Here is a 25,065-nt window from a genome sequence, read left to right on the forward strand (position 1 = left end):
GCAGGGTCCCGGGGCGCCGGCATGACCGTCGACCGCCACGCCAGCACGTAGTTCCTCACCGGAATGTCGGAACCGACGTGCCCGTCGAGGAACCGGAAGACCTGCCGAGGACCTACACCGTCCTGGAAGCCCGATCGGGTCGGTCAGATGCCGGTCAGGTGGGCGGTGTCGTTGACCGTCCGCACCGCCATCCCGCCGTCCGGCCAGATGTCCAGCAGAGACAGGCCGGCCGGGTCGAGATAGAGCCGGTGCAGGAAGGCGTCGGTCGCGGCGAGCGCGTCCCGGAGCGCGATCTTCACCGGCGAGACGTGCGAGACCACCACCACGGTCTCCCCCGGATAGTCGGCCAGCAGTTTGGCCATCGCCCGGCCGACCCTGGCGCCGACGTCGACGAAGGACTCGCCGCCGGGCGGGGCCACGGTCGGCGAGGCCAGCCAGGCGTCCAGCTCGGCGGGCCAGCGCTCGCGTACCTCGGCGAAGGTGCGGCCCTCCCAGTCGCCGAAGTCGCACTCGATCAGGTCCGGCTCGACCACCACCGGCACGCCACCGAGCCCACCGGCCACGATGCCGGCCATCGCCGTACACCGGGACAGGGGTGAGCTGACCACGGCCGCGACCGAGTCGACCAGCCCGGCCACCCGCCGGGCCGTCGCACCGGCCTGGGCCAGGCCCCGGTCGGAGAGCGGCACGTCACCCCGGCCCGAGTAGCGGCCCTTCGCGGTGTACTCCGTCTCGCCGTGCCGGAGCAGCAGCAGCCGGGTGGCGGTCTCCGCCGGACGCGGCTCCCAGGAACTCTTCGCGGTCGAGCCCTGCGCGGCCACCTCGTGCGCCTCCGCCCGCCCGCTCGGATCGGCCAGCGGTGCGGACGCTGCCTCGGCCGCGCTGTCCCGGGCGACCGCCGGGACCTTGCCGGCGGCCAGGTCCATCGCCGCGTTGGCCAGCGCGTCCGCGTGCCGGTTGCGCTCCCGGGGAATCCAGGTGTACGCCACCGAGTCGAACCTGCGGACCAGTCCGGCCGCCTGCGCGGCGAGCGGACGCAGCCCCGGGTTCTTGATCTGCCAACGGCCGGCCATCTGCTCGACGACCAGCTTGGAGTCCATCCGCACCTCGACCCCGGCCGCGCCCACCTCGCGGGCGGCCTCCAGCCCGGCGATCAGGCCCCGGTACTCCGCGACGTTGTTGGTGGCGACGCCGATCGACTCGGAGCGCTCGGCCAGCACCTCGCCGCTGTCGGCGTCCCGGACCACCGCGCCGTAACCGGCCGGGCCGGGATTGCCCCGGGCACCGCCGTCCGCCTCCACCACGACCTTACGACCCGGCACGGGTCCACCCTCCGATCCCGCCACCGACCCGGGTCACAGCCCGGACTCGGCGGTACGCACCATGATGCGGCGGCACTCCTCGCAGCGCACCACCTCGTCCGGTGCGGCGGCCTTGATCCGGGCCCGGTCCGCACCGTACAGCTCCAGCCGGCAGCCGCCGCAGCGGCCACCGGCCACCAGGGCGGCGCCCAACCCGCCCGACGACTCCCTGATCTTGTCGTAGAGGGTCACCAGGTCGGCCGGCAGGTCCGCCGCGAGCGGCTGCCGGGACTGCGCCTTGAACTCCTCCTCCTTGGCGATCTCGGCCATCGAGCGGTCCCGCCGCTCCTCCGTCTCGGCACGCCGTTCCCGGGCCGCCGCCAGCCGCTGCGCGATCCCGTCCAGTACGCCCTGCGCGGTCTCCCGCTGCTCCATCAGCTCCAACTCGGCGTCCTCCAGCTCGGTCTGCCGCCGGTTCAGCGAGGTCAGCTCGTGCTGCAACGCCTCCAGTTCGCGGGCTGGCCCCGAGCCGACGGTCAGCCGGGCCTGGTCGCGGTCCTTGCGGATCCGGACCTGCTCGACGTCCCGCTCCAGCCGGTTGATGTCCCGGTCCAGGTCGTCCACCGCCACCTGGGCGCGGACCCGCTCGTCCTCCAGCGCGGACAGCTCCCGGGCCAGCGTCTCCAGCTCGGCGTGCTCCGGCAGCGTACGGCGCCGGTGCGCGAGCTGGGCGAGCCCGGTGTCGATCGCCTGCAGGTCGAGCAGGCGACGCTGGTCTTTCGGGTCGGCCTTCATCGGCGGGACTCCTTGTCCACGGGAGATGCGGGGGTTACCACGGGTGGTACGGGAGACGCCGCCTGCACCGTCCACGGATCGGTGTCCAGATCGGACACCACGGTCTCGACGGGCAGCCGCTCGCGCAGGTGCTCGGCAAGCTCGTCGAGCCAGGGCCGCTCGGTCGCCCAGTGTGCGGCGTCGAGCAGCGCCGGCCCCTCCTCGGCCAGGTATTCACTTACCGGATGGTGTCGCAGGTCGGCGGTGAGGAAGGCGTCGACACCGGCCCGGAGGGCGTCGGGGAGGAACGAATCACCGGCTCCGCCGCTGACCGCCACGGTCGAGATCGTCCGCCCGGGGTCACCAGCGGCGCGTACGCCCCAGGCGGTCGGCGGGAGTGCGCGGGCGGCGTACCCGGTGAACTCGGCCAGGGTGGTCGGGGCCGGCAGCCGGCCGATCCGGCCGAAGCCCCGCCCCTGGCCGGCCGCCGGCCCGGACGGGTCGGCCGGGCGCAGCGGGCGCAGGTCGGTCAGGCCCAGCCGGGCGGCGAGCCCGTCGGAGACGCCCGGGTTGGCCACGTCGGCGTTGGTGTGCGCGACGTACAGGGCCACGTCGTTTTTGATCAACTGGTGCACGATCCGGCCCTTGTAGGTCGTCGCGGCCACCGACGAGACGCCGCGCAGCAGCAGCGGATGGTGCGCGACGATCAGGTCGGCCCCGTGGCCGAGCGCCTCCGCCACGGTCTCCGGCACCACGTCCACCATCAGGCAGACCCGGCGTACCGGCGCGGACGGCTCACCCACCACCAGTCCCACCCGGTCCCACCCTTCGGCCCAGGCCGGCGGATAGCGGTCGTCCAGCGCCGCCACGACGTCGGCCACGCCGACCGTCCGAGATCCGGATGCACCCACGGCGGCCCAGCTTACCGGCGCCGGCCCGGTCGCCGGGCCCGGCCGTCATTCCCGGCAGCGGCACGGCACCCGGCCGAGCCCCGGCACCCGCCCAGTGGCCCGGCTGAGCCCGGCACCCGCCCCGGCGGCCCGGCCGAGCCCCAGCACCGCCCCCGGCGGCCCGGCCGAGCCCGGCTGCGGCGCACCGGCCGGGCGGGCCGGGTGGCTCAGCCGAGCTGGCCGCTGACCGAGAGCCTGGCCCGCAGCGCGGTCAGCGCCATCTCCCAGGGGAACCGGTCCAGGTAGCGTTCGCCGGTACCCGGCGGGTGCAGCGGCATCACGTGGTCGCCGAAGAGCACCGTCACGTCCCAGTCCCGCAGCCGGGCGAGGCTGGTCAGGAAGGCCGGATGCGCCGCCATCGCGGCGTTGGTGAACGGCATCGCCACGATGGGCAACCCCTTGCCGAGCCCCTCGACCAGCAGCCCGAGCGCGAGCGTGTCGGCTATCCCGGCGGCCCACTTGTTGATCGTGTTCACCGTCGCCGGACACACGATCATCGCCTCCGCGTCGGGCAGTACGTCCGGATCACCGGGATGCTTGTACGTCGACCGCACCGGATGCCCGGTCTGCCGGCCCAGCGCCGGTACGTCGACGAACTTCGTCCCGTCCGGCGTCAGCACCACGCACACGTCCCAGCCGTCGCGCTGCGCGCCGGTCACCAGCCGGCCGACGTGCCGGGTCAGCGGCGTACCGCAGGCCAGCACGTACAGCACCCGTGACCCGCTCGACTCCGTCACCTGACGAACCCCCGCGTCGCCGTCATATTCCGACTCCCATGTGCTCAGCCAACTCCGCAATCGGCGCGGGCGGCGCACCCCGTGTGCGACGAAGCACGTTCGACATCACCTCGTGCGCGATCGGCCGGCACCGGATCTCGGACGGGGCCAGCCGGTCGCCGTCGACCAGGGCCTCGCCGGCCCGGTCCAGGTCGCCGATCTGGGCGAAGCCACGGGCCAGGTCGAGCATGTGGTGCGCCCGCCGCTCCGGCAGCATCGCGTTGAAGCCGTCCCGGCGCATGATCGTCTGCTCGTGGGTGCTGACCGCGTTCCCGCCCTCGCCGAGCTCCACCAGCGCCGCCGCACGGTGCAACTCCAGGTTCGTCGGGCCGAAGCTGGTCCAGTAGTGGTTCTGGTCGCCGCCCAGCCGGCCGGCCGCCCCCTCGGCCTCGTTGACCAGGTCCTTGACCGTGTTGTTGTCGCCCATCCGGGCCGCCGCCATCGCCCCCTGCAACAGCAGCATTCCGTAGACGGAGAGCCGGTCCGGGGTGGCCGGGTTGGCACCGCCGGGTGCGAGCCGGTTGGCCACGCTCACGTTGACCTCCAGCGCCGGCCTGGCCCGGCCGAGCGCGAGCAGGGCGTTGCCGACCCGGTAGGTGGCCACCCCGGCCAGCAAGGGGTCGTCAGCCCGCTGGGAGACCGCCATCGAGCGGTCGGCGGCGAGCCAGGCCAACTCGTACTCGCCGAGCTTGCGCAGCGCCGACGAGGCGATCTGGTAGACCTGCCCGAGCAGGTGCGCCGCCTTCCCCGCCTCCTCGCCGCCGGACAGGCTGTCCAGCGCCTGGGCGTCCCGCAGCAGCTTCGGCAGCGCCCGGGTCAGTACGCCGTACCGGGCGTACTGGTAGGTGAGCCAGGCGTGGTTCACCGACTTGGTCATCTCGGCCAGGGACGGCGGATGCGGCGCGGTGGCGAAGAACGAACTCATCGAGTCGTACCGTTCGAGGGCCGACCGGATCTCGTCGACCTCCACCTCGTCGATGCAGGTGAGCCCGTCGGCCCGGCGTTCGGGTGCCTTGCCGAGCAGAAGTTGGGCGTCGAGCTGGAGTACGTCGGCGATCTCGTACAGCACCGAGAACTTGTCCAGTCGGCGTACGCCTCGTTCGACCTTGTCGACCCAGCTCTTCGACTTTCCGAGCCGATCGGCGAAGACCTGCTGCGACATTTTGCGGCGACCGCGCCAGTAGGCGACGCGACGCCCGATCGGCAGTTCGTCCACGTCCGGCCCTCCTTTCTGCGTCGGCGGTCCGGTCAGGGGGGATCCGCGCCGGTGCGGAAACGGGGTGCCACCCACGTCTGCGCTGGTCGCACAGCATGTACGTCAACCCACAGACCGCCGCTCGTAGCTTTCGATGCGACTTGCGGCTGTCTGCCCGGACAAACGACCGCGTCAGACGCCAGTGACGGGCTTCGACTCGCATTACTGGCCGAGATCGATAAATGTAGGGGGTTCACAGAAATGTGGGAGAAAGTCCGTCCACGTTCGGTCCGTTTCGCCCAACTCGACCGAGTCCGGCTGCGCCGGATCGCGGTACGCTACGCGGCTCACGGTTGGGACGTCACTCCCGGGGCCTGTCTGGCCCGGCACCGGTTCGTCTGCGGCCGGGCCGGCTGCCCGACGACCGGCTGTCATCCGGCGCTGGAGCAGTGGGAGCAGAGCGCCACCGCCGACCCGGCCCGGGTCGCCACCTGGTGGCGGCTGCGCCCGCACTCCATCCTGCTGGCCACCGGACGCGCCTTCGACGTCGTGGAGGTCCCCGCGTACCTCGGCCGGTACGCGCTGGAGCGGGCCCGTCCCCGGCTCTACGGCGCCGTCTCCCGACAGGTCCGCGGGCCGGTCGCGGCCACCCCCGGCGGCCGGTGGATGTTCCTGGTACGCCCCGGCGAGCCGCTGCGGCCCGAACTCGAGCACAGCCTGTACGTGGTCCGGCACGGGGCCGGCTCGTGGATCCCGGCTCCGCCGACCCGGCTGCCCGAGGGGACCGTGCGCTGGGTGATGTCACCGGAGGAGGCGCGCTGGCACCTGGCCGACCCGTACGCCGTCCAGGACCTGCTCGTGGAGGCGCTGGACGCCGTCTCGCCGGCCCTGCCCGAGCCGCTGTTCCCGGCACACCTGCCCGCACCGCGGCGCGGCTACTGACGTCCCGGACCGTCCGGGTTGTCCGACCTCCTCGGTCCCGTCCCGGATCGCGCGGTCGGTGAGGTTTCCGCCGTCCTCGCCGACCTGGGCGGTACCGCCGACGCCGGCCCCGGAGCCCGCGACGGGCGTACCGGGCCGGTGGGACAGCCGGGGCGCGCGGGCCGCGACCGGGCAGGTAGCAGGGGCACGAGGAGCGTGAGAGCCGCCTCGGACCGGGTAATCCGGCGCCGGACTGGTTGACGCCTGAGGAAAGGGCCCACGCCATGCTCAGCAAAGAGGATCAGCGCCGGTTTGACGAGATCACCCACCAGCTCCGGGTGACCGATCCCGAGTTCGTCGCCCGGCTGGGCGATCGGGGCAAGATGCGCCGCGCTCGGCTGATACTCGTGTTGACCTTCGTACTCTGGGCCACCGTGCCGGCCCTGGTCGTACTCGGCGGCTGGTTGGCCGTGGCGATCGCCCCGGCGGTCCTGGTCGCGGCCACCCTGTTGATGTGGCAGGCCAGGCGGAACCGGTGACCCGGCCACGCCGGTGCCACCGTCTGGCAGGCGCGGCGGAACCGTTGGCCCGGCGACGCCGGCGCCACCGTCCCGACAGCCGGACCTGGGTGTCGCGCCGTCCGGGACAGGTCGGTCAGGCCGTGGCGTAGGAGCGCTGGTCAGGTCGTAGGAGCGCTGGTCGGGGCGGTCAGGTCCTGGGACCGCTGGTCGGGGCGGTCAGTCCTGGTCCGCGCCGAACCGCTGGTAGGCGCGACGGAGCCGCTCGGTGAGGCCCGGTCCGCCGATCGCCGCGCCCGGCGGACCGAGCTGACGCAGCACCAGTTCCGGTTCGGTCGCCAGGGTCGGCGCCCGGGACGGCAGCGGCACCGGGGCGACCCAGAACCGGTCGACCGTTCCGGCCAGTGGCTCGTCGGTCAGGTCGGCGAGGGCCAGCCCGGCACCGACCGGCTGCGCCTCGGCCGGCTGCGGCTCGACCGTTCCCGGTTGGCCGGCCGACGACCCGGTGCCGTCGGCGGCCGAGGCGGCGGTACCCGCCCGACGGCGGACCACCGACCGCCGGTTCCGCCCCGTGCCGGTCACCCGTTCGCCCTCCCGGCGGCCGGGGTCGTCGCCGCCGCGCAGCGCCCGCAGCCGGGCCAGTAGCCGGGTACGGTCCCGTCCCCGCCAGTGCAGCAGTTGGAAGGGGTCCGCGTCGAACGCCTCGGCGAGCAGGTAGAAGGTGGCGGCCAGGTGCTTGCACGGCACCGCGAAGTCAGGACAGTTGCAGCGCTGGGTCAGCTCGTCGACGTCGGCCGGGAACAGCGGCGCGCCCGCCTCGGCGAAGACCGCCTCCAGTTCCGGCGGTACGTCACCGGCCAGCAGCCGCGCGCTGAACAGCGCCTGCGCGGCGAGCAGTCGTTCGATCCGGCTCCAGACCGGTTCGGGAAACGGTCGGAACCGGATCGACACCTGGTAGGGCTGCGGTCGGGAGCCCTGCACCACGGCGGTCACCTCGCCCGGCGCCACGTCCAGCGAGAGCACCTGCCCGGCGCGGGCGTACGAGCGGCCCCGGGTGAGCCGGGTGCCCAACGCGAAGGACTCCAGTACGTCGAGGAAGCGCCGGGACCACCAGGACTGCCCGATGGCCCCCCGGGCGGTACGCGCCCGCAGCCCGCCGTCGACCTTGCGCGGCCGGCCGTACTCGCGGAAGTCGGTCATGCCGGCACTCCCCTACCACCCGTGCCGAACTGCGACGTGTGGGCGCTCATTCCACCACCGCCCCGCGCTCCAGGGCGAAGAGTTGACGCAGCTCCGAGGTGGACAGTTCGGTCAGCCACTGCTCGCCGTTGCCGACGATCCGGGCGGCCAGCCCGCGCTTCTCGGCGATCATCGCGGCGACCTTCTCCTCCACGGTGCCGGCGCAGACGAACTTGCGTACCTGCACGGCACGACGCTGACCGATCCGGAACGCCCGGTCGGTGGCCTGGTCCTCGACCGCCGGATTCCACCACCGGTCGACGTGCACGACGTGGTTGGCGGCGGTCAGGGTCAGCCCGGTGCCGCCGGCCTTGAGGGAGAGGATGAACAGGGCGGGGCCACCCGGTCCGGCGGCCGGGTCCTGGAAGCGGGCGACCATCGCGTCCCGGTCCGCCTTTCCGACACCGCCGTGCAGGTAGAGCACCTCACGGCCGAACCGGGCGGCGAGGTGCGCCCGGAGCATCCCGCCGAACTCGGCATACTGGCTGAAGATCAGGGCCTTCTCGCCGGCCGCCAGCACCTCGTCCAGGATCTCCTCCAGCCGGGCCAGCTTGCCGGAGCGGCCGGGCAGCGCCGAGCCGTCCCGGAGCACCTGGGCGGGGTGGTTGCAGACCTGCTTGAGCCGGGTCATGGTGGCCAGCACCAGCCCGCGCCGCTCGATCCCGTCACTGGACTCGATCTTCGCCATCATGTCGTCCACCACCGCCTGGTAGAGGGACGCCTGTTCCCGGGTGAGGTTGCAGAGCACCTCCATCTCCAGTTTCTCCGGCAGGTCCGTGATGATCGACTTGTCGGTCTTCACCCGACGGAGCACGAACGGGCCGGTGATCCGGCGCAGCCGGGCCGCCGCCTCGTCGTCGCCGTGCCGCTCGATCGGCTCGGCGTACCGCTTCTTGAAGGCGGTGGCGGCGCCCAGCAGGCCCGGGTTGGCGAACTCCATGATCGACCAGAGGTCGGCGAGGCGGTTCTCCACCGGCGTACCGGTGACCGCCACCCGGTGCCGGGCGGGCAGTGACCGGACGGCGGCGGCCTGCCGGGTCGCGGCGTTCTTGATCGACTGGGCCTCGTCCACCACGATCCGGTGCCAGTCGACCTCGGCCAGCGCGGCGGCGTCCCGGGCCGCCAGCGAATAGGTGGTGAGCACCAGGTCCGCGTCCCGCACGGCCGCGACGAACGTCGCCCCACGCGGCCGTTCCGCACCATGGTGTACGTGTACCCGCAGCTCCGGGGCGAACCGGGCCGCCTCGCGCTGCCAGTTGCCGACCAGGGACATCGGGCAGACCAGCAGGGTCGGACCGCTGTCGGGCGGGTCACCGGCGAGCAGCGCCAGCATCATGATGGTCTTGCCCAGCCCCATGTCGTCGGCGAGGATCCCGCCGAGCCCGAGCGACTGGAGGAAGTCCAGCCAGGCCAACCCCCGCTGCTGGTACGGCCGCAGCGTCCCCCGGAAACCCTCCGGTGCGTCCCGGGGCGTGAGGTGCCGCTCGGCCTGCCCGGCGAGCAGGTCCCCGAGCGGGCCGTCGGCGCTCACCCCGAGCACCGGCAGCGCCTCCGGATCGTCCGGTGTGGCCAGTCCCAGCCGGAGCAGGTCGCCGACGGTCAGCTCGCCACCGGAGCGCAGCAGTTTCAGCCCGGCGGCGAGCCGCTTCGCGTCCAGCTCCACCCACTGGCCGCGCAGCCGGACCAGCGGCGTCTTCAGTTTGGCCAGCGCACGCAGCTCGGCGGCGTGCAGCGGCTGGTCGCCGAGGGCCAGCTCCCACCGGTAGTCGACAAGCGCGTCCATGCCGAGCGCACTGCGCGACGCGACCGTCCCCGGCGCGGTACGCGTCTTCGCCTGCAACCTGGCCCCGAGCCGGGCACCGGGCCGCTGCCACCAGGACGGCAGCAGCACCCCGAACCCGGCGGCGTGCAGCACCGGCGCACCGTCCCGGAGGAACCGGTGTGCTCCCCCGGTGTCCAGTTCCAGCGCCTCCGGCGTCGCCGTACGCAGCGCGTCGTCCAGCTCCGGCCAGAGCCGGCTGGCCCGGCCCAACTCGGTCAGCAGGGCCTCCTGGGGCGCCGCCAGGTGCCGGGCCAACGCCCGCAGGTCGCCCCGGGCCGCCCAGATCCGGTCGGCCCCGACCACCAGGCTCGGCTCGTCGGCCGCCTGGAGAGCGAACTCCACCCGCCAGCGCTGCTCGGGGGTCTCGGTGTCGGGGGTCGTGGCATCGGGGACGGTGGCGTCAGGGGCGGCGGTGTCGGCCGGCGCGGGTGGCTCGACGAGCCGGAAACAGGCCCGTACCGGGCTGCCGGCGGCATCCCGCTGCCAGGCGCGCAGTTCGCGGTCCAACTCGGCGAGGGACTCCGGTGCGGCGGTGAACCCGCGCTGCCGCCCGGTCAGCCCACGCAACCAGGCCCGTACGGCGGCGTCGGCGGCACCGGCCCGTCCGGCGCCGATCAGGCGTACACCCTCCAGAGCCGTCCGGGCGGCGGCGTCGGTAAGCGCGTCGAGGGCGTCGGCGACAGTGGCCGACGCCGATCCACCCGGCCCGGCGGCACCCGCACCGCTCGGCTTCGCCGTCGACTCGATCGCGTCGTCCGGTGCGGTGATTCCGGGGGCCGGCGGGTCGAGCGCGGCGCGGGCCGCCGGTGGCAGCGCCATGGCCAGCGCGCGGGCCCAGCCGGCGTCCGCACCGGTCAGCAGGGGTCGCCAGACTGCCCAGGGCGAACCGGTGGAACCGGCCGGGCCGCCTGAACTGTCCGGTCCGGTCGCGGCGGAGAGTCCGGGCAGGGCACGGCCCCGGTGCACCAGGTCGACCGCGAACTCGGCCAGCCCGGCGAGGGAACGCAGCGAGGCACCGCAAACCGGCTCCGGCGCCCCGTCCGGCCCCGGACCGGTCGCCGGGTCGCCGGCACCGTCCCGACCGCCGGCCGGGCGCCGCCGGGCAGACCGCCCCCGACCACCGAGCGGCTCCCGACCACCGAGCGGCTCACGCTCGGCGAACGCGAGCAGCACCGGCAGCGCATGGTCGGCGTCGTACTCCAGAACCGGCACCCGCCACGAGGTGAGCGCGACCGCACCCCGGGCCGGCTCGACCGGCTCGGTCCGGACCAGCTCCGCCGAGTCGGCGGGCGCGCCGGCCCGGGTGGGCAGGGCCAGCAGGGCGGTACCGGTGGTCGCCTTGGCCGCGAGGTCGCCGAGCGCGCCGGCCAGCACGGGATGTCCGGCCGCGAACGGGTGCGGCCGGTGCCGGGGCGGGCGGCCGGGGCGGCGGGGTGGCCGGGCGGGCAGCGTGGAGTCCTCTCCCCACACCGCGAGCCGACCACCGGTCAGCCACACGGCGTGGACGACCAGCACGGAAGATCCTCTCTCGGCGACGGGTCAGCGGACGGATCCCTTTCTAACACCCCGCCGGCCCGCCGCCGCCCGGCCCTCGCCGGTACGGCCTCCGGCATCGGGGACGGGCGGGGAAAGGTGGGCACCGCTGTCCGTCCGGTGGTAGTTCCACGGCAGGTCGGGGCGGGGCTGCCGGCACCGAATGGAGGTTCGTGGCGATTTTCGGCCTTAACCCAGTCACCAATCGAACACTTCCGTGCTGCGGGCCGCACTAACGGACAAGATGACGATAGGCGTGGATGCGTCGGCATCACGAGGCGAGGCGGTGGCCATGGACTTCCCGATCGTGAAGCGGGCCACGCCAGGGCGCTACCTGCTGCGCGGGCTGCTCCGCTGCGGTCCCTGCGACGAGTTGCTGATCCCGTCCTTCTCGTCGAGCGGGCGCCGCTACTACGGCTGCCCCCGACGGCAGTGCCCCCGGCCCTGGATACCGGCCGAGCAGGCCGAGCAGGCCGTCTGGGCACACGTCACGTCGACGTACGGAGAGGCGACCCGGGACGTTCCGCCCGACCAGCGGCAGGCGCTGCTGGCCGGCGTGCTGATCTGGGTCAGCATCGGGGTGCAGCTCGCCGACCTGCACTACCACTGGCGGTGACCGGCCGGCTACGGCGATCCGCTGCGCCGGGCGCGTTCCCGGCGGCAGGATGACCACATGGAGGGCGCCACGGAGATCCCGCTGGTGGGTGGGGCGGCGGACGGCGGCAGCGTGCTCGTCGACCTCGACGTACACGGCCGGCCGCCGCTGACCCATCATCATCTCGGCGACGGTGGGCTCGCCGGGGCCGAGATCTACGAACTGGAGGCGGTACTCGGCGAGGGGCCGCCCTGGCTGTACCGCTGGCGCGGGCCGGCCCCGTCCTGAGCCGGCCCACGTCCGTCGTCGGGTCGAAACCCGGCTACTTGCCCCGGAACACCCGGACCGTGGCGACACCGCCGAGCGCCAGCGCCCCGAGCAGTACCGCCCAGATCACCGTCGTGTTCAGCCCGGTGCCGAACTCCGCGTTCGCCTTGGCGTTGGCCGAGAGCGACGCGTCCTGCGGGGCGGGTACCACCACCGGGGGAAGTTCGGCGTACCGGACCAGGCCGGTGCTCTCCAGCAGGGTCATGTGCGTCTGGACGAAGCCGTTCGCCTGCTCGGCGAGCGTGCGTACGGTCTCGTTCCGGGTACCGGACCGGACCGCCCCGATCACCGGGAAGATCGCACCGTGCGCCGCCCGCAGCCGGTCCACGAAGATCCGGTCGAACCGCGCCCCGGACGCGTTCGTCATCTCGGTGACCCAGCCCTTCTGCTGGGCGGTCGCCTCTGCCGGCAACTGGACACCGAGCTTGTTGGCCGCCTCGACGGTGAGCTGGTCCAGCTCCACGTGCTGCTTGGCGATCTCCGCGCCGACCTCCCGGACCCGCTGGCTGGCGCCCTTCTCGGCCGCCATCTGCCCGGCCGGCATCTCCCAGAGCCCGGCCAGCCGGACACCGCTCAGCAGCGCCATGTCGGCGGCGCCGAGCTGGGTCGGCCCGGCCGGTGCGGCCATCGCCGCCCCGGGCAGCACGAGCAGCCCGACTACCAGGCCAGCCAGCAGAGCAGACGTCCGGCGCATTGCCTTTACCGCAGATCGGGCCGTGGCCACGTACTCAACCTCCCAGAAAGCCGCGCCAGAGTGGCAATGGACTTATATCGGCCAGGACGCTATTGCGAGGCACGCTTACGAGTCAATCTCGGACGGCCGAGGAGAGGGAAGCTTAGGCCACACTTAAAGGAAACCTATACCGGCGGGTAGCAGCGCCCCGGACGCCGCCGGGCCGAGACGCCGAGAAGATCGGCTGGCCACGGCGGTTCGCAGCGACAACCACGACGGCAAACGACGCCAGCGACGGCAAACGACGGCAGCGACGGCAGCGACGGCACCGACAGCGAACGGGCGACGACAGCGGCGACGAACCCGGTAGCAGTGAGGGCGGCGGCAGCAGTCGGGAAGTGGTCGCCGGTGATCCGAGGGCAGAGCCGGGTAGGGCCGGGCCGCAGGGTGTCGGTGGATGGGCCGGCCGAGCCGACCGTGTCGAGGTCGACACGGTCGGACTCGGAATGGTGGTCGGTGGGCGCGGCAGGTTTCGAACCTGCGACCCCTCGCTTGTAAGGCGAGTGCTCTCCCACTGAGCTACGCGCCCGGAGCGCCTGTGCGGCGCATACCGGCGGCGGCAAGCTTACCCTGCCACCCCGGCCCCTGCTCCACCCGATTCACCGATCCGGGTGTCCGGGCAGCCGGCGACCCGGGTCGGCACCGGTGCCGCGATCAGCTCAGCGCCTCGGTCAGGGCCTTGCGCCAGCCGGCCTGGTCGCGCGGTTCGCCGGGCCCGTTGCGCTCGGCGAAACGCACCGTACCGGCTTTGTCGATCACAAAGGTGCCCCGGTCGGCGAACCCGGCGGTGTCGTTGAAGACGCCGTACGCCTGCGCCACCGCGCCGTGCGGCCAGAAGTCGGCAAGCATCGGGAACTGGTAGCCCTCCCGGTCGGCCCACACCTTGTGCGCGTACACCGAGTCGACGCTGACCGTCAGCACCTGCACGTCGTCGTTCTGGTATTCGTCGAGGTTGTCCCGCACCTGCGCCAGCTCGCCCTGACAGGTGCCGGTGAACGCCAGCGGATAGAAGACGAGCAGCACGGCCCGCCGACCCCGCAGGTCGGCCAGGCGTACGAGCTGGTTGTTCTGGTCCTTCAGCGTGAAGTCCGGCGCCTCGGCGCCGATGTCGATCGGCATGCGGTCCCTCCTGCTCGTGCGGCACCGCCCGGCTGATCGGAGGATCGGCCGGTACGTCTGCTCCGGATGCCCGCCGCGAGCACCGTGCCGGGCGGGTCTCGCCACGAGTACCGTCCGGGGCGGGACGGCACCCGTGCCGCGGTCCGGGTTACTTCTTGCCCTTGGCGCCGCGACGGAGGACCAGTCGCGCACCGCTCCAGTCCTTGCCGGCGTTGACCGTCGAGGTCTGTTGCAGGCCGGCGGTGGGTGCCGACTCGCTGATCTCGCTCGGCTCGACGTGCCCGTCGCGCCCGGCCTTGGGCGTCAGCAGCCACACCACGCCGTTGTCGGCCAGCGGGCTGAGCGTCTCGACGAGCATCTCGAACAGGTCACCGTCGCCGTCCCGGTACCAGAGCAGCACCGCGTCCACGACCTCGTCGGTGTCCTCGTCTACCAGCTCTCCGCAGCGATCGGTCAGGGCGTCCCGGAGATCCTGGTCGACGTCGTCGTCGTAGCCCATCTCCATGACGACCATCCCCGGCTCGATGCCGAACCGGTCCGCCAGACTCCGTACGCCGTCGGCGGCCTGACCAGCGGTCGCGCTCACTGTCACGTGCCTCCTCATCTCCACTGCCAGCGGCATCCGTGCGACGCCGATGACGCAAAGTCCACACAGTTGTCCCGTCGCGCGCAAGTGGCGCACCGAGTCGAAGGGAATTTACCGTGCCAGCAGCGTTCGGGCACCCTGGGTAATGGCCTCTTCGGAGACCAGTACGTGACGGGCAGCCGGACCCAACGGGACAAAGGTATCGATAGAAGCTACCCTACGGGCAGAACCGACAAAACCGGCATCAACCAGCGCCGCCACCACACCCTCGCCGACCCCGCCCGACCGGCGCGTCTCGTCCACGACCAGCACCCGGCCGGTCGCCTGGGCCTCCCGGATGATGTCCGCGACCGGCAGCGGGGCCAGCCAGCGCAGGTCCAGCACCCGGGTACCGACGTCCTCCTCGGCCAGCTTCGCGGCGGCCCGCAGCGACATCCGCACCCCGTTACCGAACGTGATGATCGTGACGTCCTCCGCCGAACCGATGCCGTACACCCGGCCCCGGCCGATCGGCACGTGGCTGGCCGTCCAGCCGCCCGGCCCGAGGTAGGGGGCCAGCCACTCGCCGTCGCCATCGGCGTGCAGGTCCCGGGTGTGGTAGAGCGCGATCGGCTCCAGGAACACGCAGACGCTGCCGTCCACCGCCGCACTCGCCAGGCACGAGCGCAGCATCGGCGCGGCGTCGTCGGCCCGCGCCGGCACCGCGAGCACCAGACCCGGGACGTCCCGGAGTACGGCCAGCGAGTTGTCGTTGTGGAAGTGCCCGCCGAACCCCTCCTGGTACGCCAGCCCGGCGATCCGGGCCACCATCGGGTTGCGGTACGCGCCCCGGGAGAAGTACTGCATCGTCGCCGCTTCGCCCCGGAGCTGGTCCTCGGCGTTGTGCAGGTACGCGAGGTACTGGATCTCGGGTACCGGCAGCATCCCGCTCAGCCCGGCGCCGAGCCCGAGCCCGAGGATCGAGGTCTCGTCCAGCAGTGTGTCGAAGACCCGGGAGGGGCCGAACCGGTCCCGCAGCCCCTTGGTGACCCCGTACACCCCGCCCTTGGCCGCCACGTCCTCGCCGAAGACGGTCATGCCCGGATAGTCGAGCAGCCCGTCGGCGAGCGCCGCGTTGATGGTCTGGGCCAGGGTGAGCGGGCCGGTCTGCTCGGGCAGCTTGCCGTCGAAGGCGGCGCTGCGGGCGGCGGCGGCCGGCCCGGCTGCCCGGCCGGCGGCGTCGGTGACCGCCCGGGCGACCCGTACCGGACGCCTCGGCGCCAGCGGTGCCACCACGTCCGCCGCGCTCTCCAGCTTGCGTTCGCCGAGCACCTCCTCGGCGACCTTGCGTACCTGCCAGCCGATCTCGTCGTAGCGGGCGATCAACTCCTCCGGGGTGGCCAGACCGGCCTCGGCGAGCAGCCGGGCGGTGGCCACCACCGGGTCCCGGTCGACGTCCCGGGCGATCTCGGCGGCGGTCCGGTAGCCGATCTCGGCGTCCGCCCCGGCGTGCCCCATCAGCCGCACCGTCGACAGGTGCAGTACGGCGGGCCGCCGGTGCCGGCGCACCCAGGCCGCCGCCTCGGCCGCCACGTCGTACGCCTCGACCAGGTCGCAGCCGTCCGCCGAGAAGTACCGGATTCCCGGCTTGGCCCGCAGCGTCTGCGCCACCCAGCCGTCCGGCGACTTCACGCTGATGCCGAGCCCGTTGTCCTCGCAGACGAAGAGCACCGGGATGCGCAGTCCGGTGTGGTCGCACCAGCCGGCGGTGTTGAACGCGGCGGCGGCGGTGGCGTGGTTCACCGACGCGTCGCCGAACGAGCAGACCACGATGGCGTCGCTCGGCCAGGGCGCCTCGGCCTCGCCGCGCTGCCGCGCCACGCCGCCGGCCGCCCGCCGGCCGGTGCTCCGGCCCCGGCCGTCGCCGAGTCGGCGCAGCCGTTCGATGGCGAAGCCGATCCCGACCGCACGGGGCAGGTGCGAGGCGATGGTCGAGGTGGTCGGTACGACGGCGACGGCGGCGTTGCCGAAGACCTTGTGCCGGCCTCCGGCGATCGGCTCGTCGGCGGAGGCCACCACCCCGCGCAGCACGTCCCGGGCGGCGCCGATCACCGCCTCCGGCGCACCGGCCTCGTCGGAGTCGTCGTCGCCCCGGCGGTCGCCGGAACCGCCGTTGCCGTCCGCCCGCATCGCCTCGGCCACCCGCTCGGTGACCCCGACCCGGTGCGCCGGGTTCTCGGCCTGCTCGGCCCGGGCGGCCGTACCCTCGGCCTGCGCCTGGGCGACCCGGGCACAGTAGAACGCGCCGGACCGGTAGTGCAGCAGGGCCGGGTCGGTCGACCGGACGGCGAGCGCCAGTGCGGCGTTGCCCTCGTGCCCGGACGAGCCGATGGTGTAGAAGCCCTCGCCGAAGCTGCGCAGCCAGCGGGCCGCGAGATCCAGATGCCGGCTGACCAGTTGGGCGTCGAACAACTCCAGGGCCGTCCGGCCGTCGAGCGTGCCGCCGTCCCGGACCGGCTCGTCGGCCGTGCGCCCGGACGCCGACACCTCGATGGCGCCGACCGCCTCCCGGAACCGTTCGTCGAGATCTTGGGGGGTGGTCACGTCCGACAGCATTACCGACGCCGGCCACCCCTGACCACTCAGACACGTCACAACCGGGCACCCTGCTGGTCACCCTCGGGCACCTGAGCGGGCAACCGGCGGGGACGTCGCGGTCCGAACCGGGCAAGCCGGCCCCTTCCCTTCACTTCTTGTTCGACGGGTCGTTATCGGGACGATCGGCCCGAGGAACCGGTGGTCGCGAGGCTGCTCGGAGCCTGTCCACCGGATCTTGGGAGATCTCGATGGCAATGTCCCGCCGTACCCTTCTGCTCACCGGCGCCGCGGTCGGAGCCGCCGGCGCGGTGACCGGCCTGCCCAGCCCGGCAGCCGCCGCCCGTCCGCTCACCGCCGACCCGTTCACCCTCGGCGTCGCCTCCGGCGACCCGGACTCCGACGGCTTCGTGCTCTGGACCCGGCTCGCGCCGACCCCGCTCGCCGAGGACGGCCTGGGCGGCATGCCGAACCGGGCCGTGCCGGTGCGCTGGGAACTCGCCGCCGACGAGCGGTTCCGGCACGTGGTACGCCGGGGCACGGCGGTGGCCCGCCCGCAGTCCGGGCACTCGGTGCACGTCGAACTGAACGGCCTCCAGCCCGGACGCGAGTACTTCTACCGGTTCCACGCCGAGCGGCACACCTCGCCGGTCGGCCGGACCCGCACCGCCCCGGCGCCCTGGGCGCTCGGCGGCGCCGCCCTGACGATGGCCTTCGCCTCCTGCTCGCAGTTCGAGCACGGCTACTTCACCGCCTACCGGCGCCTCGCCGAGGAGGAGCCGGACCTGGTCCTGCACCTCGGCGACTACCAGTACGAGTACACGAAGGACTCGTACAACATCCCGGGCGGGAACCCGCGCGACCACGAGGGGCCGGAGACGGTCACGCTGGCGAACTACCGGCAGCGGCACGCGCAGTACAAGTCCGACCCGGACCTGCGGGCCGCGCACCAGGTGGCGCCCTGGGTGGTGGTCTGGGACGACCACGAGCTGGACAACAACTGGGCCGACGAGGTCTACGAGCGGCCGGAGATCCCGCAGCCGGACTTCCTGGCCCGCCGGGCGGCGGCGTTCCAGGCGTACTACGAGAACATGCCGCTGCGCCGCACCTCGATCCCGAACGGCATCGACATGCAGCTCTACCGCCGGCTCCGCTGGGGGCGGCTGATCAACTTCCACATGCTCGACACCCGGCAGTACCGGGACGACCAGGCCTGCGGCGACGGTACGAAGAACTGCCCGGCAGCAGCCGACCCGGCCCGCTCGATCACCGGTGCGGAGCAGGAGCGCTGGCTGATCGACGGCTTCCGCCGCTCCGACGCCCGCTGGGACGTCCTCGGCCAGCAGGTCTTCTTCGGCCAGCGGGACACCGACGCCGGCCCGGCCAAGTTCACCTCGATGGACAGTTGGGACGGGTACGTCGGCTCCCGGGACCGGATCACCCGGGGCTGGGTGGAGGCGAAGGTCCGGAACACCGTCGTGCTCACCGGTGACGTGCACGCGCACTGGGCCACCGATCTGAAGCTCGACTACGACGACCCGACCTCCCGGACCGTCGGCAGCGAGCTGGTCTGCTCGTCGATCACCTCGGGCGGCAACGGCGCCGACTCGGTCACCGGCAGCCACCCGTACTTCCCGCACAACCCGCACCTGAAGTTCCACAACAACCAGCGCGGCTACGTGCTGACCCGGTTCACCGAGCGGGAGCTGCGGGCCGACTTCAAGGTGCTGCCGCACGTCACCACGCCGGGCGCGGAGGCGTACACCCGGGCGTCGTTCGTGGTCGAGGACCGGGTGCCGGGGCTGCGGCAGACGTACGACCGGCCGGTGGATCCGGCCACCGCCACCGCCCGCTCCACCGTGGACCTCGCGGCCGAGACCATGGCCCGGGAGAACACCCGGCCCTGAGGCCGCGTACCGCATCGACCCGGTGGTCCCGCCGGGTCGACCCGGTTCCTGGCCGGCCCGGTTCGGGTCCGGGCCGGCCAGGGCCGTCCACCGCTCGCCGGAAGCTCGGGCGCTACTCGCGCCAGCCGAGCAGTTCGATCCCCTTGGCCAGCTCCACCCGGAGCCCGGTGACGATCTCCCGGGAGCCGCCCGGCGGCAACTCCAGCCGCCAGATCAGCTCGCCGAGCGCGGCCCGCTCGTCCGGCGGCGGGTCCAGCCGCAGCTCCCGTACCGTGATGCCGTCGCTCTGCGAGACCGGAAGCTGGTCGCGCACGGTCAGCCGGGCCGGCCGGGGCGTGTGGTTGGCCAGGGTGATCCGGTACTCGACCTCGCGGCGCCGGGTCGAGCCCAGGGTCGCCTTCGTGTCGCTGCGCCGGACCAGTTCCCGCTTCACCCGGATCCGGTCGTCGAGTCCGAGCGCCACCTCCACCTCCTCGCCCGGCGCCCAGGTCGGCAGGGTCGTACCGCCGACGAAGTCGCTGTCGTGGAAGACCGACGCCGGGCCGGGCAGCAGGGTGTGTGCGGAGCCGTTGACCACGGTGGCCCTCAGGTGCACCCCGGAGGCCCGGACCGGCGCGGTGACGTGGTCGAGCGTCGCCGCCAGCTCCAGTACGGCGACGACGGCCCGGTGCGCGCCCCCGTCCGCCGGTACGGCCACCGCGCGGGCCGGCCGGTAGGTGGCGGCCTGTGCCCCCTGGGTCAGGGTGGCGCCCGACTGTGCCACCGGCGGCGGCGGGAGCGCGGACGGTTGTGCCAAGCCGACGGCGGCCGGTGGAAGTGGCCCGCCCGTAGGTGCCGGTGCGCTCGCCGCCCGCATCCGGGCCGGTCCACCGCCCCGGGTGACCTCCCGCTCCGTCCAGACCACCGGTTCCGCCTGGCGCAGGTACCACGGGTCCAGCTCGGGCAGCTCGGTCCCGGTCGCCGGGCGGGCCGTGGAGAGCAGCAGCTCGCACTCCGGCCAGTCCTCGCCGGTCCGCTGGCTGACCAGCCCGAACCAGGTGAGTGTGAGGGTCTCGTCGACCAGCCGGAGGTCGTACGAGGAGGTCCAGCCCGCCCCCTCCACCACGTACGACAGTTCGAGCTGGACCGCCGCGCCCCCGCTCTCCCCCGGCTCGGGCCGGTCCACGGCGGACCCCGCCGCCGGATCGCCCGACTCGGCCGGGAGCGCCGGCCCGGTAGACCCGGTCGACCCGGTCGGAAGCGCCGGCTCGGTCGGCTCGTCGCGGAGCGCGGGCTCGGTCGGCTCGATCCGGAGCGTCACCTCGGCGACGAGCCGGTCCGGAAAGCGCCGGCCGGACAGTGCCGCGATCTCCCGGTCGACTGCCGCCAGCCGCTCCCGGGTCTCCTCCTGGCGGCGGCCCAGCTCCCGCCGCCGGGCCTGGCTCGCGGTGGTCTGCTCGGCCACCGAGTCGGCGAACCCGGCGACGTCGCCCGGGGTGGCCTCGCCGGCCGCGAGTGCCTGGGCGTAGCTGTCGCCGGCCCGCTGGGTGAGCAGCCCCAGGAAGTCGGCGCGCTGCCCCTCGACCGCCTCGGCGTCGGCCAGCTCGGCCAGCTCGGCGGCCAGCCCGCGCCGCCGCTCCGCCAGTTCGGCGGCGGCCCCCTCGGTGACCCGGGGCAGCACCTCGGTCGCCACGTCCACCCCGAGTACGGTCGCCGGGCCGCGCCCGCCGACCCGCAGCGAGTCGCGGAGCAGGCCGAGCGGTAGCGGTCCGATTCGGACCCGATGCTCGCCGGGTGGCAGGCGGAGATCGGTCCGGCGGGTCACCCTGGCCCGGTCCGGATAGACCGTGACGGCGGCGATCGGCGCGTCGATTCGGGAAGGGGTCATCGCGCGAGGCTACCGATCCGGCGCCAGTCCGGACGCCGGGAACGCGAGCCTGCCGGGAGGTCAGCGCTTGCCGCCCCGAGAACGGGCATCAACCGGCAGCGTCAGCGCTTGCCGGCCCGAGAACGAGCATCAACCGGGAGCGTCAGCGCTTGTCGGCCGGGTAGGAGGGTCAGCCGGGCAGGAAGGAGAACCGGACCTGGCGGGTCGGGTTGTCGCCGTTCGGGTCGACCAGGCAGATCGACTGCCAGGTACCGAGTGCGAGCCGGCCGGCCAACACCGGCAGGGTCGCGTACGGCGGCAGGAAGGCGGGGAGCACGTGGTCCCGCCCGTGTCCTGGTGAACCGTGCCGGTGCCGCCAGCGGTCGTCGGTCGGCAGCAGCTCGTCGAGCGCGGTCAACAGGTCGTCGTCCGAACCGGCGCCGGTCTCGATGATCGCCAGTCCGGCGGTGGCGTGCGGCACGAAAACGTGCAGCAGCCCGTCGCCCCGGCCGGAGAGGAACTGCTCGGCCTCCCGGGTGATGTCCCGGACCACGGGCCGGGAACCGGTCCGGATCGTGATCACCTCGCTCTGCATGCGGCAAGTCTGCCGCAGCACGGTCCGGCCGCGCAGCCGGCCGCGCCGTACCCGGCGGCGCCGTCCCGGATCTTCCGGCGTCCGCCGGACCGCTCGGCGGGCCGGGACCACGGGCGGGGATCTTGGATCGCCGGTTCTGTCCCGGGCCGGGAGGTCTGCGTCGGGAAACGACTTGTTGCCGGAAAGTTACCGCCTGGTACCTGTGTCGAGCGTCGCGTATGCGGCGTCTAGACGTGACGGAGCTAGGCATGAGGGGGCAGGATGGCGCTAGAGACCTATCCCACACACAACCTAGGGAACGCCTGTGGCCACGGAACGCAAGCGCCCGGTGATCAGCGACGGCCTGCCGAGCCAGCTTCCGGACATCGACCCCGAAGAAACCAGCGAGTGGGTCGAGTCGCTTGACGGTGTCATCGACGAGCGCGGTGCCAAACGCGCCCGCTACGTCATGCTGCGCCTGCTGGAGCGGGCCAGGGAGCGCCAGGTCGGGGTGCCGCCCCTGACCACCACCGACTACATCAACACCATCCCGCCGGAGCAGGAACCCTGGTTCCCGGGGGACGAGCACATCGAGCGGCGGATCCGGGCGTACATCCGGTGGAACGCCGCCATGCTGGTGCACCGGGCACAGCGGCCGGAGATCGGCGTCGGTGGGCACATCTCCACCTACGCCAGCTCGGCGTCCCTCTACGAGGTCGGGTTCAACCACTTCTTCCGGGGCAAGAACCACCCGGGCGGCGGCGACCAGATCTTCTACCAGGGCCACGGCTCCCCCGGGATGTACGCGCGGGCGTTCATGGAGGGTCGACTCTCCGAGCACCAGCTCGACGGGTTCCGGCAGGAGCTGTCGCATCCGGGCGGCGGCCTTCCGTCGTACCCGCACCCTCGGCTGATGCCGGACTTCTGGGAGTTCCCCACCGTCTCGATGGGGCTCGGCGGGATCAACGCGATCTACCAGGCCCGGTTCAACCGGTACCTGCACCACCGGGGCATCAAGGACACCTCGCAGCAGCACGTGTGGGCGTTCCTCGGCGACGGCGAGATGGACGAGCCGGAGTCGCTCGGCGCGATCGGCGCGGCGGCCCGCGAGGAGCTGGACAACCTCACCTTCGTGGTCAACTGCAACCTCCAGCGGCTGGACGGGCCGGTGCGGGGCAACGGCAAGGTGATCCAGGAGCTGGAGGCGTTCTTCCGGGGCGCCGGCTGGAACGTGATCAAGGTCGTCTGGGGCCGGGAGTGGGACCCGCTGCTCGCCGCCGACACCGACGGCGCGCTGGTCAACCTGATGAACACCACGCCGGACGGCGACTACCAGACCTACAAGGCGGAGTCCGGGGCGTACGTCCGGGAGCACTTCTTCGGCCGTGACCCGCGCACCCGCAAGATGGTCGAGGGGCTCTCCGACGACGAGATCTGGAACCTCAAGCGGGGCGGGCACGACTACCGCAAGCTCTACGCGGCGTACCAGGCCGCGCTGAACCACACCGGTCAGCCGACCGTCATCCTGGCGAAGACGATCAAGGGCTGGACGCTGGGTTCGAGCTTCGAGGCCCGCAACGCCACGCACCAGATGAAGAAGCTGACCCTGGACGACCTGAAGAGCTTCCGGGACCGGCTCTACCTGGACATCCCCGACGAGGCGCTGGAGACCAACCCCTACCTGCCGCCGTACTACCACCCGGGCGAGAAGTCCGAGGAGATGGAGTACCTGCGCGAGCGGCGGCAGCAGCTCGGCGGCTACCTGCCCAGCCGGCGTACCGAGTGGGCGCCGCTGCCGGTGCCGGGCAAGGAGCGCTTCGCCGACGTCAAGAAGGGCTCCGGCAAGCAGAAGATCGCCACCACCATGGCGTTCGTCCGGCTGCTGAAGGACGTGATGAAGGACCGGGAGTTCGGCAAGCGGTTCGTGCCGATCATCCCGGACGAGGCGCGCACCTTCGGGATGGACTCGCTCTTCCCGACCCAGAAGATCTACTCGCCACACGGCCAGAAGTACACCTCGGTGGACCGGGAGCTGTTCCTGTCCTACAAGGAGGCCACCACCGGGCAGATCCTGCACGAGGGGATCAACGAGGCCGGTTCGGTCGCCTCGTTCACCGCCGCCGGTTCGGCGTACGCCACGCACGGCGAGCCGATGATCCCGCTGTACATCTTCTACTCGATGTTCGGCTTCCAGCGCACCGGCGACGCGTTCTGGGCGGCGGCCGACCAGATGGCCCGGGGCTTCGTGCTCGGCGCCACCGCCGGCCGGACCACGCTCAACGGCGAGGGTCTGCAACACGAGGACGGCCACTCGCACCTGATCGCCGCGACCAACCCGGCCGTGGTGGCGTACGACCCGGCGTTCGCGTTCGAGATCGCGCACATCTTCGAGCACGGCCTGCACCGGATGTACGGCGAGAGCCCGGAGAACGTCTTCTACTACCTGACCGTCTACAACGAGCCGCTGGTGCAACCGGCCGAGCCGGCGGACGTCGACGTGGAGGGGCTGCTCAAGGGCATCTACCGGTACGCGCCGGCTCCCTCGGTCGGCGGCACGGACGGCGGCGACGCACCCCGGGCGAACATCCTCGCCTCCGGCACCGGGATGCAGTGGGCGCTGAAGGCCCAGCACCTGCTGGCCCAGGACTGGGGCGTGGCGGCCGACGTCTGGTCGGTCACCTCCTGGACGGAGCTGCGCCGGGACGCGGTGGAGTGCGAGGAGTACAACCTCCTGCACCCGGGCGACGAGCCGCGCACGCCGTACATCCAGCGGAAGCTGGCCGACGCCGACGGACCGGTGGTGGCGGTCAGCGACTGGATGCGGGCGGTACCGGACCTGATCTCGCGGTGGATCCCGGGCGACTACACCTCGCTCGGCACCGACGGGTTCGGGCTCTCGGACACCCGGCACGCGCTGCGCCGGCACTTCCACGTGGACGCCGAGTCGGTGGCCGTGGCGACGCTGCGGCAGTTGGCGCGGCGCGGCGTGGTGCCGCCGTCGGTGCCGGCCGAGGCGGCCAAGAAGTACGCGATCGACGACATCGCGGCGGCCCCGGTGGGCGAGACCGGCGGGGACTCCTGACCGTCCGCAACTGATCCGGGCTTCCCAGGGGGCGGGCCGTCGCAGCCGCGACGGCCCGCCCTCAGCCTACGGTGGCCAGGCCGGTGAGCCGGGCCAGCGAGCCTTCGAGGTCGGCGCCGACCCGGCGCATCCCCCAGCGCAGCAGCGCGCCGCTGACCGGGCCGGCCGGCCACCGGACCATGATCAGGCGTACCGAGGTGCCGTCCTCCTCCGGCGCGAGTTCGACGTACACCTCGGTGCGCGCCTCGGCCCGTGCGCCGGCTCCCTCGACCCGCTCCCGCCAGGCGATCAGGTTCGGCTCCTGGTACGCGATCACCTCGGCGTCCATCGCCCGGCCCGCCGCGTGTACCCGCTGACGGCGGCCGATGCCCTCGCCGGAGAGCACCTCCGCCTGTCGTACCCCGGCCAGCCAGCCCGGCAGGTCCTCAGCACGCTGGACCAGATCCCACACCGCTTCGATCGGTGCGGCCACCCGCGTGCTGCGTTCGATGAGCATCATCCCTAGTCGCCTCCATTGCGGACAAGCCCTGACCATTGGCAGCTTATTCACGATTACGGCGAAAACGGACTATTAACCACCGACACGCCGGGAGAAACTACCGCCGTGGAATTCGGCGCCGGGCGGGCCGGGCGATCGGCCCTGCCGCCCCGGCGTCCCGCCACGGCCGGAGATCGGCGGAGCGGCCCACCGGA

General features: G+C 73.0%; 20 protein-coding genes and 1 tRNA gene. 6 read left to right on the plus strand and 15 right to left on the minus strand.

Annotated features, from left to right (window positions below; genetic code table 11):
* Window positions 1–143: 143 nt before the first annotated feature.
* From Pen02_RS25690 to Pen02_RS25710, 5 genes are all read right to left on the minus strand, one after another.
* Window positions 144–1,322 carry a bifunctional RNase H/acid phosphatase gene (locus Pen02_RS25690; protein ID WP_203868661.1) on the minus strand — a complete coding sequence of 393 codons (1,179 nt, stop codon included), beginning with the start codon at window positions 1,320–1,322 and terminating at the stop codon, window positions 144–146.
* 33 nt (window positions 1,323–1,355) lie between these two features.
* Window positions 1,356–2,096: a zinc ribbon domain-containing protein gene (locus Pen02_RS25695; protein WP_203868662.1), complete on the minus strand. Its 741-nt coding sequence runs from the start codon at window positions 2,094–2,096 to the stop codon at window positions 1,356–1,358.
* Complete coding sequence (locus Pen02_RS25700) at window positions 2,093–2,956, minus strand: Nif3-like dinuclear metal center hexameric protein (RefSeq protein ID WP_239141285.1); 864 nt, start codon at window positions 2,954–2,956, stop codon at window positions 2,093–2,095. Before Pen02_RS25700 ends, Pen02_RS25695 begins: the two co-directional genes overlap by 4 nt.
* 236 nt (window positions 2,957–3,192) lie before the next feature.
* Window positions 3,193–3,762 (minus strand): flavoprotein, encoded by a 570-nt coding sequence (locus Pen02_RS25705; protein ID WP_239141286.1) that lies wholly within the window; start codon window positions 3,760–3,762, stop codon window positions 3,193–3,195.
* Between the two features lie 22 nt (window positions 3,763–3,784).
* Window positions 3,785–5,017 carry a helix-turn-helix domain-containing protein gene (locus tag Pen02_RS25710; protein WP_203868663.1) on the minus strand — a complete coding sequence of 411 codons (1,233 nt, stop codon included), beginning with the start codon at window positions 5,015–5,017 and terminating at the stop codon, window positions 3,785–3,787.
* Window positions 5,018–5,257: 240 nt separating this feature from the next.
* On the opposite strand from Pen02_RS25710, the gene Pen02_RS25715 reads away from it, so the two are divergent.
* Entirely contained in the window at window positions 5,258–5,938 is a 681-nt protein-coding gene (locus tag Pen02_RS25715) for a bifunctional DNA primase/polymerase (protein WP_203868664.1), read from the plus strand.
* Between the two features lie 263 nt (window positions 5,939–6,201).
* Window positions 6,202–6,456, plus strand: a complete 255-nt coding sequence (locus Pen02_RS25720; protein WP_203868665.1) for a DUF3040 domain-containing protein — start codon at window positions 6,202–6,204, stop codon at window positions 6,454–6,456.
* A gap of 198 nt (window positions 6,457–6,654) precedes the next feature.
* Here the strand turns inward: Pen02_RS25720 and Pen02_RS25725 are convergent, their stop codons facing one another.
* Entirely contained in the window at window positions 6,655–7,635 is a 981-nt protein-coding gene (locus Pen02_RS25725; protein WP_203868666.1) for an SWIM zinc finger family protein, read from the minus strand.
* A 46-nt stretch (window positions 7,636–7,681) separates the two neighbouring features.
* Window positions 7,682–11,011: a DEAD/DEAH box helicase gene (locus Pen02_RS25730; protein ID WP_203868667.1), complete on the minus strand. Its 3,330-nt coding sequence runs from the start codon at window positions 11,009–11,011 to the stop codon at window positions 7,682–7,684.
* Between the two features lie 310 nt (window positions 11,012–11,321).
* Here Pen02_RS25730 and Pen02_RS25735 point away from each other — a divergent pair, with 310 nt between their 5' ends.
* Together Pen02_RS25735 and Pen02_RS25740 are read left to right on the plus strand one after the other, a co-directional pair.
* Window positions 11,322–11,645, plus strand: coding sequence for a recombinase zinc ribbon domain-containing protein (locus tag Pen02_RS25735; RefSeq protein WP_203868668.1), 324 nt, complete (start codon window positions 11,322–11,324; stop codon window positions 11,643–11,645).
* A 57-nt stretch (window positions 11,646–11,702) separates the two neighbouring features.
* Window positions 11,703–11,912, plus strand: coding sequence for a DUF8847 domain-containing protein (locus Pen02_RS25740; protein ID WP_203868669.1), 210 nt, complete (start codon window positions 11,703–11,705; stop codon window positions 11,910–11,912).
* A 34-nt stretch (window positions 11,913–11,946) separates the two neighbouring features.
* On the opposite strand, the gene Pen02_RS25745 is transcribed toward Pen02_RS25740, so the two are convergent.
* The 5 genes from Pen02_RS25745 to Pen02_RS25765 all read right to left on the minus strand — a co-directional run bounded on the left by Pen02_RS25745 (window position 11,947) and on the right by Pen02_RS25765 (window position 16,984).
* Window positions 11,947–12,645 carry a DUF4142 domain-containing protein gene (locus Pen02_RS25745; RefSeq protein ID WP_203868670.1) on the minus strand — a complete coding sequence of 233 codons (699 nt, stop codon included), beginning with the start codon at window positions 12,643–12,645 and terminating at the stop codon, window positions 11,947–11,949.
* Between the two features lie 496 nt (window positions 12,646–13,141).
* Window positions 13,142–13,213, minus strand: a tRNA-Val gene (locus Pen02_RS25750).
* Between the two features lie 125 nt (window positions 13,214–13,338).
* On the minus strand, window positions 13,339–13,803 hold the full coding sequence (locus tag Pen02_RS25755; RefSeq protein WP_203868671.1) for a peroxiredoxin: 465 nt from the start codon (window positions 13,801–13,803) through the stop codon (window positions 13,339–13,341).
* A gap of 148 nt (window positions 13,804–13,951) precedes the next feature.
* Window positions 13,952–14,389, minus strand: a complete 438-nt coding sequence (locus tag Pen02_RS25760; protein WP_203868672.1) for a DUF3052 domain-containing protein — start codon at window positions 14,387–14,389, stop codon at window positions 13,952–13,954.
* Between the two features lie 111 nt (window positions 14,390–14,500).
* Window positions 14,501–16,984: a transketolase C-terminal domain-containing protein gene (locus Pen02_RS25765; RefSeq protein WP_203868673.1), complete on the minus strand. Its 2,484-nt coding sequence runs from the start codon at window positions 16,982–16,984 to the stop codon at window positions 14,501–14,503.
* A gap of 230 nt (window positions 16,985–17,214) precedes the next feature.
* On the opposite strand from Pen02_RS25765, the gene Pen02_RS25770 reads away from it, so the two are divergent.
* Complete coding sequence (locus tag Pen02_RS25770; protein ID WP_203868674.1) at window positions 17,215–18,870, plus strand: alkaline phosphatase D family protein; 1,656 nt, start codon at window positions 17,215–17,217, stop codon at window positions 18,868–18,870.
* A gap of 112 nt (window positions 18,871–18,982) precedes the next feature.
* On the opposite strand, the gene Pen02_RS25775 is transcribed toward Pen02_RS25770, so the two are convergent.
* Both Pen02_RS25775 and Pen02_RS25780 read right to left on the minus strand, forming a co-directional pair.
* Window positions 18,983–20,737 carry a DUF4139 domain-containing protein gene (locus Pen02_RS25775; RefSeq protein WP_239141289.1) on the minus strand — a complete coding sequence of 585 codons (1,755 nt, stop codon included), beginning with the start codon at window positions 20,735–20,737 and terminating at the stop codon, window positions 18,983–18,985.
* Between the two features lie 169 nt (window positions 20,738–20,906).
* A complete protein-coding gene (locus tag Pen02_RS25780; RefSeq protein WP_203868675.1) occupies window positions 20,907–21,311 on the minus strand; it encodes a YjbQ family protein in 405 nt (134 codons plus the stop codon).
* A gap of 304 nt (window positions 21,312–21,615) precedes the next feature.
* On the opposite strand from Pen02_RS25780, the gene aceE reads away from it, so the two are divergent.
* A complete protein-coding gene (gene aceE / locus Pen02_RS25785) occupies window positions 21,616–24,372 on the plus strand; it encodes a pyruvate dehydrogenase (acetyl-transferring), homodimeric type (protein WP_203868676.1) in 2,757 nt (918 codons plus the stop codon).
* A gap of 61 nt (window positions 24,373–24,433) precedes the next feature.
* Here the strand turns inward: aceE and Pen02_RS25790 are convergent, their stop codons facing one another.
* Entirely contained in the window at window positions 24,434–24,871 is a 438-nt protein-coding gene (locus Pen02_RS25790; RefSeq protein ID WP_203868677.1) for an SRPBCC family protein, read from the minus strand.
* Between the last annotated feature and the right edge of the window lie 194 nt (window positions 24,872–25,065).

It is taken from the genome of Plantactinospora endophytica, from assembly GCF_016862915.1.
Classification (GTDB): domain Bacteria; phylum Actinomycetota; class Actinomycetes; order Mycobacteriales; family Micromonosporaceae; genus Plantactinospora; species Plantactinospora endophytica.

What these genes read in the sequence shown, in the direction of transcription:
- Pen02_RS25695 (WP_203868662.1), bottom strand. Translation starts at nt 2,096, where the DNA reads ATGAAGGCCGACCCGAAAGACCAGCGTCGCCTGCTCGACCTGCAGGCG.
- Pen02_RS25715 (WP_203868664.1), top strand. Translation starts at nt 5,258, where the DNA reads ATGTGGGAGAAAGTCCGTCCACGTTCGGTCCGTTTCGCCCAACTCGAC.
- Pen02_RS25720 (WP_203868665.1), top strand. Translation starts at nt 6,202, where the DNA reads ATGCTCAGCAAAGAGGATCAGCGCCGGTTTGACGAGATCACCCACCAG.
- Pen02_RS25725 (WP_203868666.1), bottom strand. Translation starts at nt 7,635, where the DNA reads ATGACCGACTTCCGCGAGTACGGCCGGCCGCGCAAGGTCGACGGCGGG.
- Pen02_RS25735 (WP_203868668.1), top strand. Translation starts at nt 11,322, where the DNA reads ATGGACTTCCCGATCGTGAAGCGGGCCACGCCAGGGCGCTACCTGCTG.
- Pen02_RS25740 (WP_203868669.1), top strand. Translation starts at nt 11,703, where the DNA reads ATGGAGGGCGCCACGGAGATCCCGCTGGTGGGTGGGGCGGCGGACGGC.
- Pen02_RS25745 (WP_203868670.1), bottom strand. Translation starts at nt 12,645, where the DNA reads ATGCGCCGGACGTCTGCTCTGCTGGCTGGCCTGGTAGTCGGGCTGCTC.
- Pen02_RS25755 (WP_203868671.1), bottom strand. Translation starts at nt 13,803, where the DNA reads ATGCCGATCGACATCGGCGCCGAGGCGCCGGACTTCACGCTGAAGGAC.
- Pen02_RS25765 (WP_203868673.1), bottom strand. Translation starts at nt 16,984, where the DNA reads ATGCTGTCGGACGTGACCACCCCCCAAGATCTCGACGAACGGTTCCGG.
- Pen02_RS25770 (WP_203868674.1), top strand. Translation starts at nt 17,215, where the DNA reads ATGGCAATGTCCCGCCGTACCCTTCTGCTCACCGGCGCCGCGGTCGGA.
- Pen02_RS25775 (WP_239141289.1), bottom strand. Translation starts at nt 20,737, where the DNA reads ATGACCCCTTCCCGAATCGACGCGCCGATCGCCGCCGTCACGGTCTAT.
- Pen02_RS25780 (WP_203868675.1), bottom strand. Translation starts at nt 21,311, where the DNA reads ATGCAGAGCGAGGTGATCACGATCCGGACCGGTTCCCGGCCCGTGGTC.
- Pen02_RS25790 (WP_203868677.1), bottom strand. Translation starts at nt 24,871, where the DNA reads ATGATGCTCATCGAACGCAGCACGCGGGTGGCCGCACCGATCGAAGCG.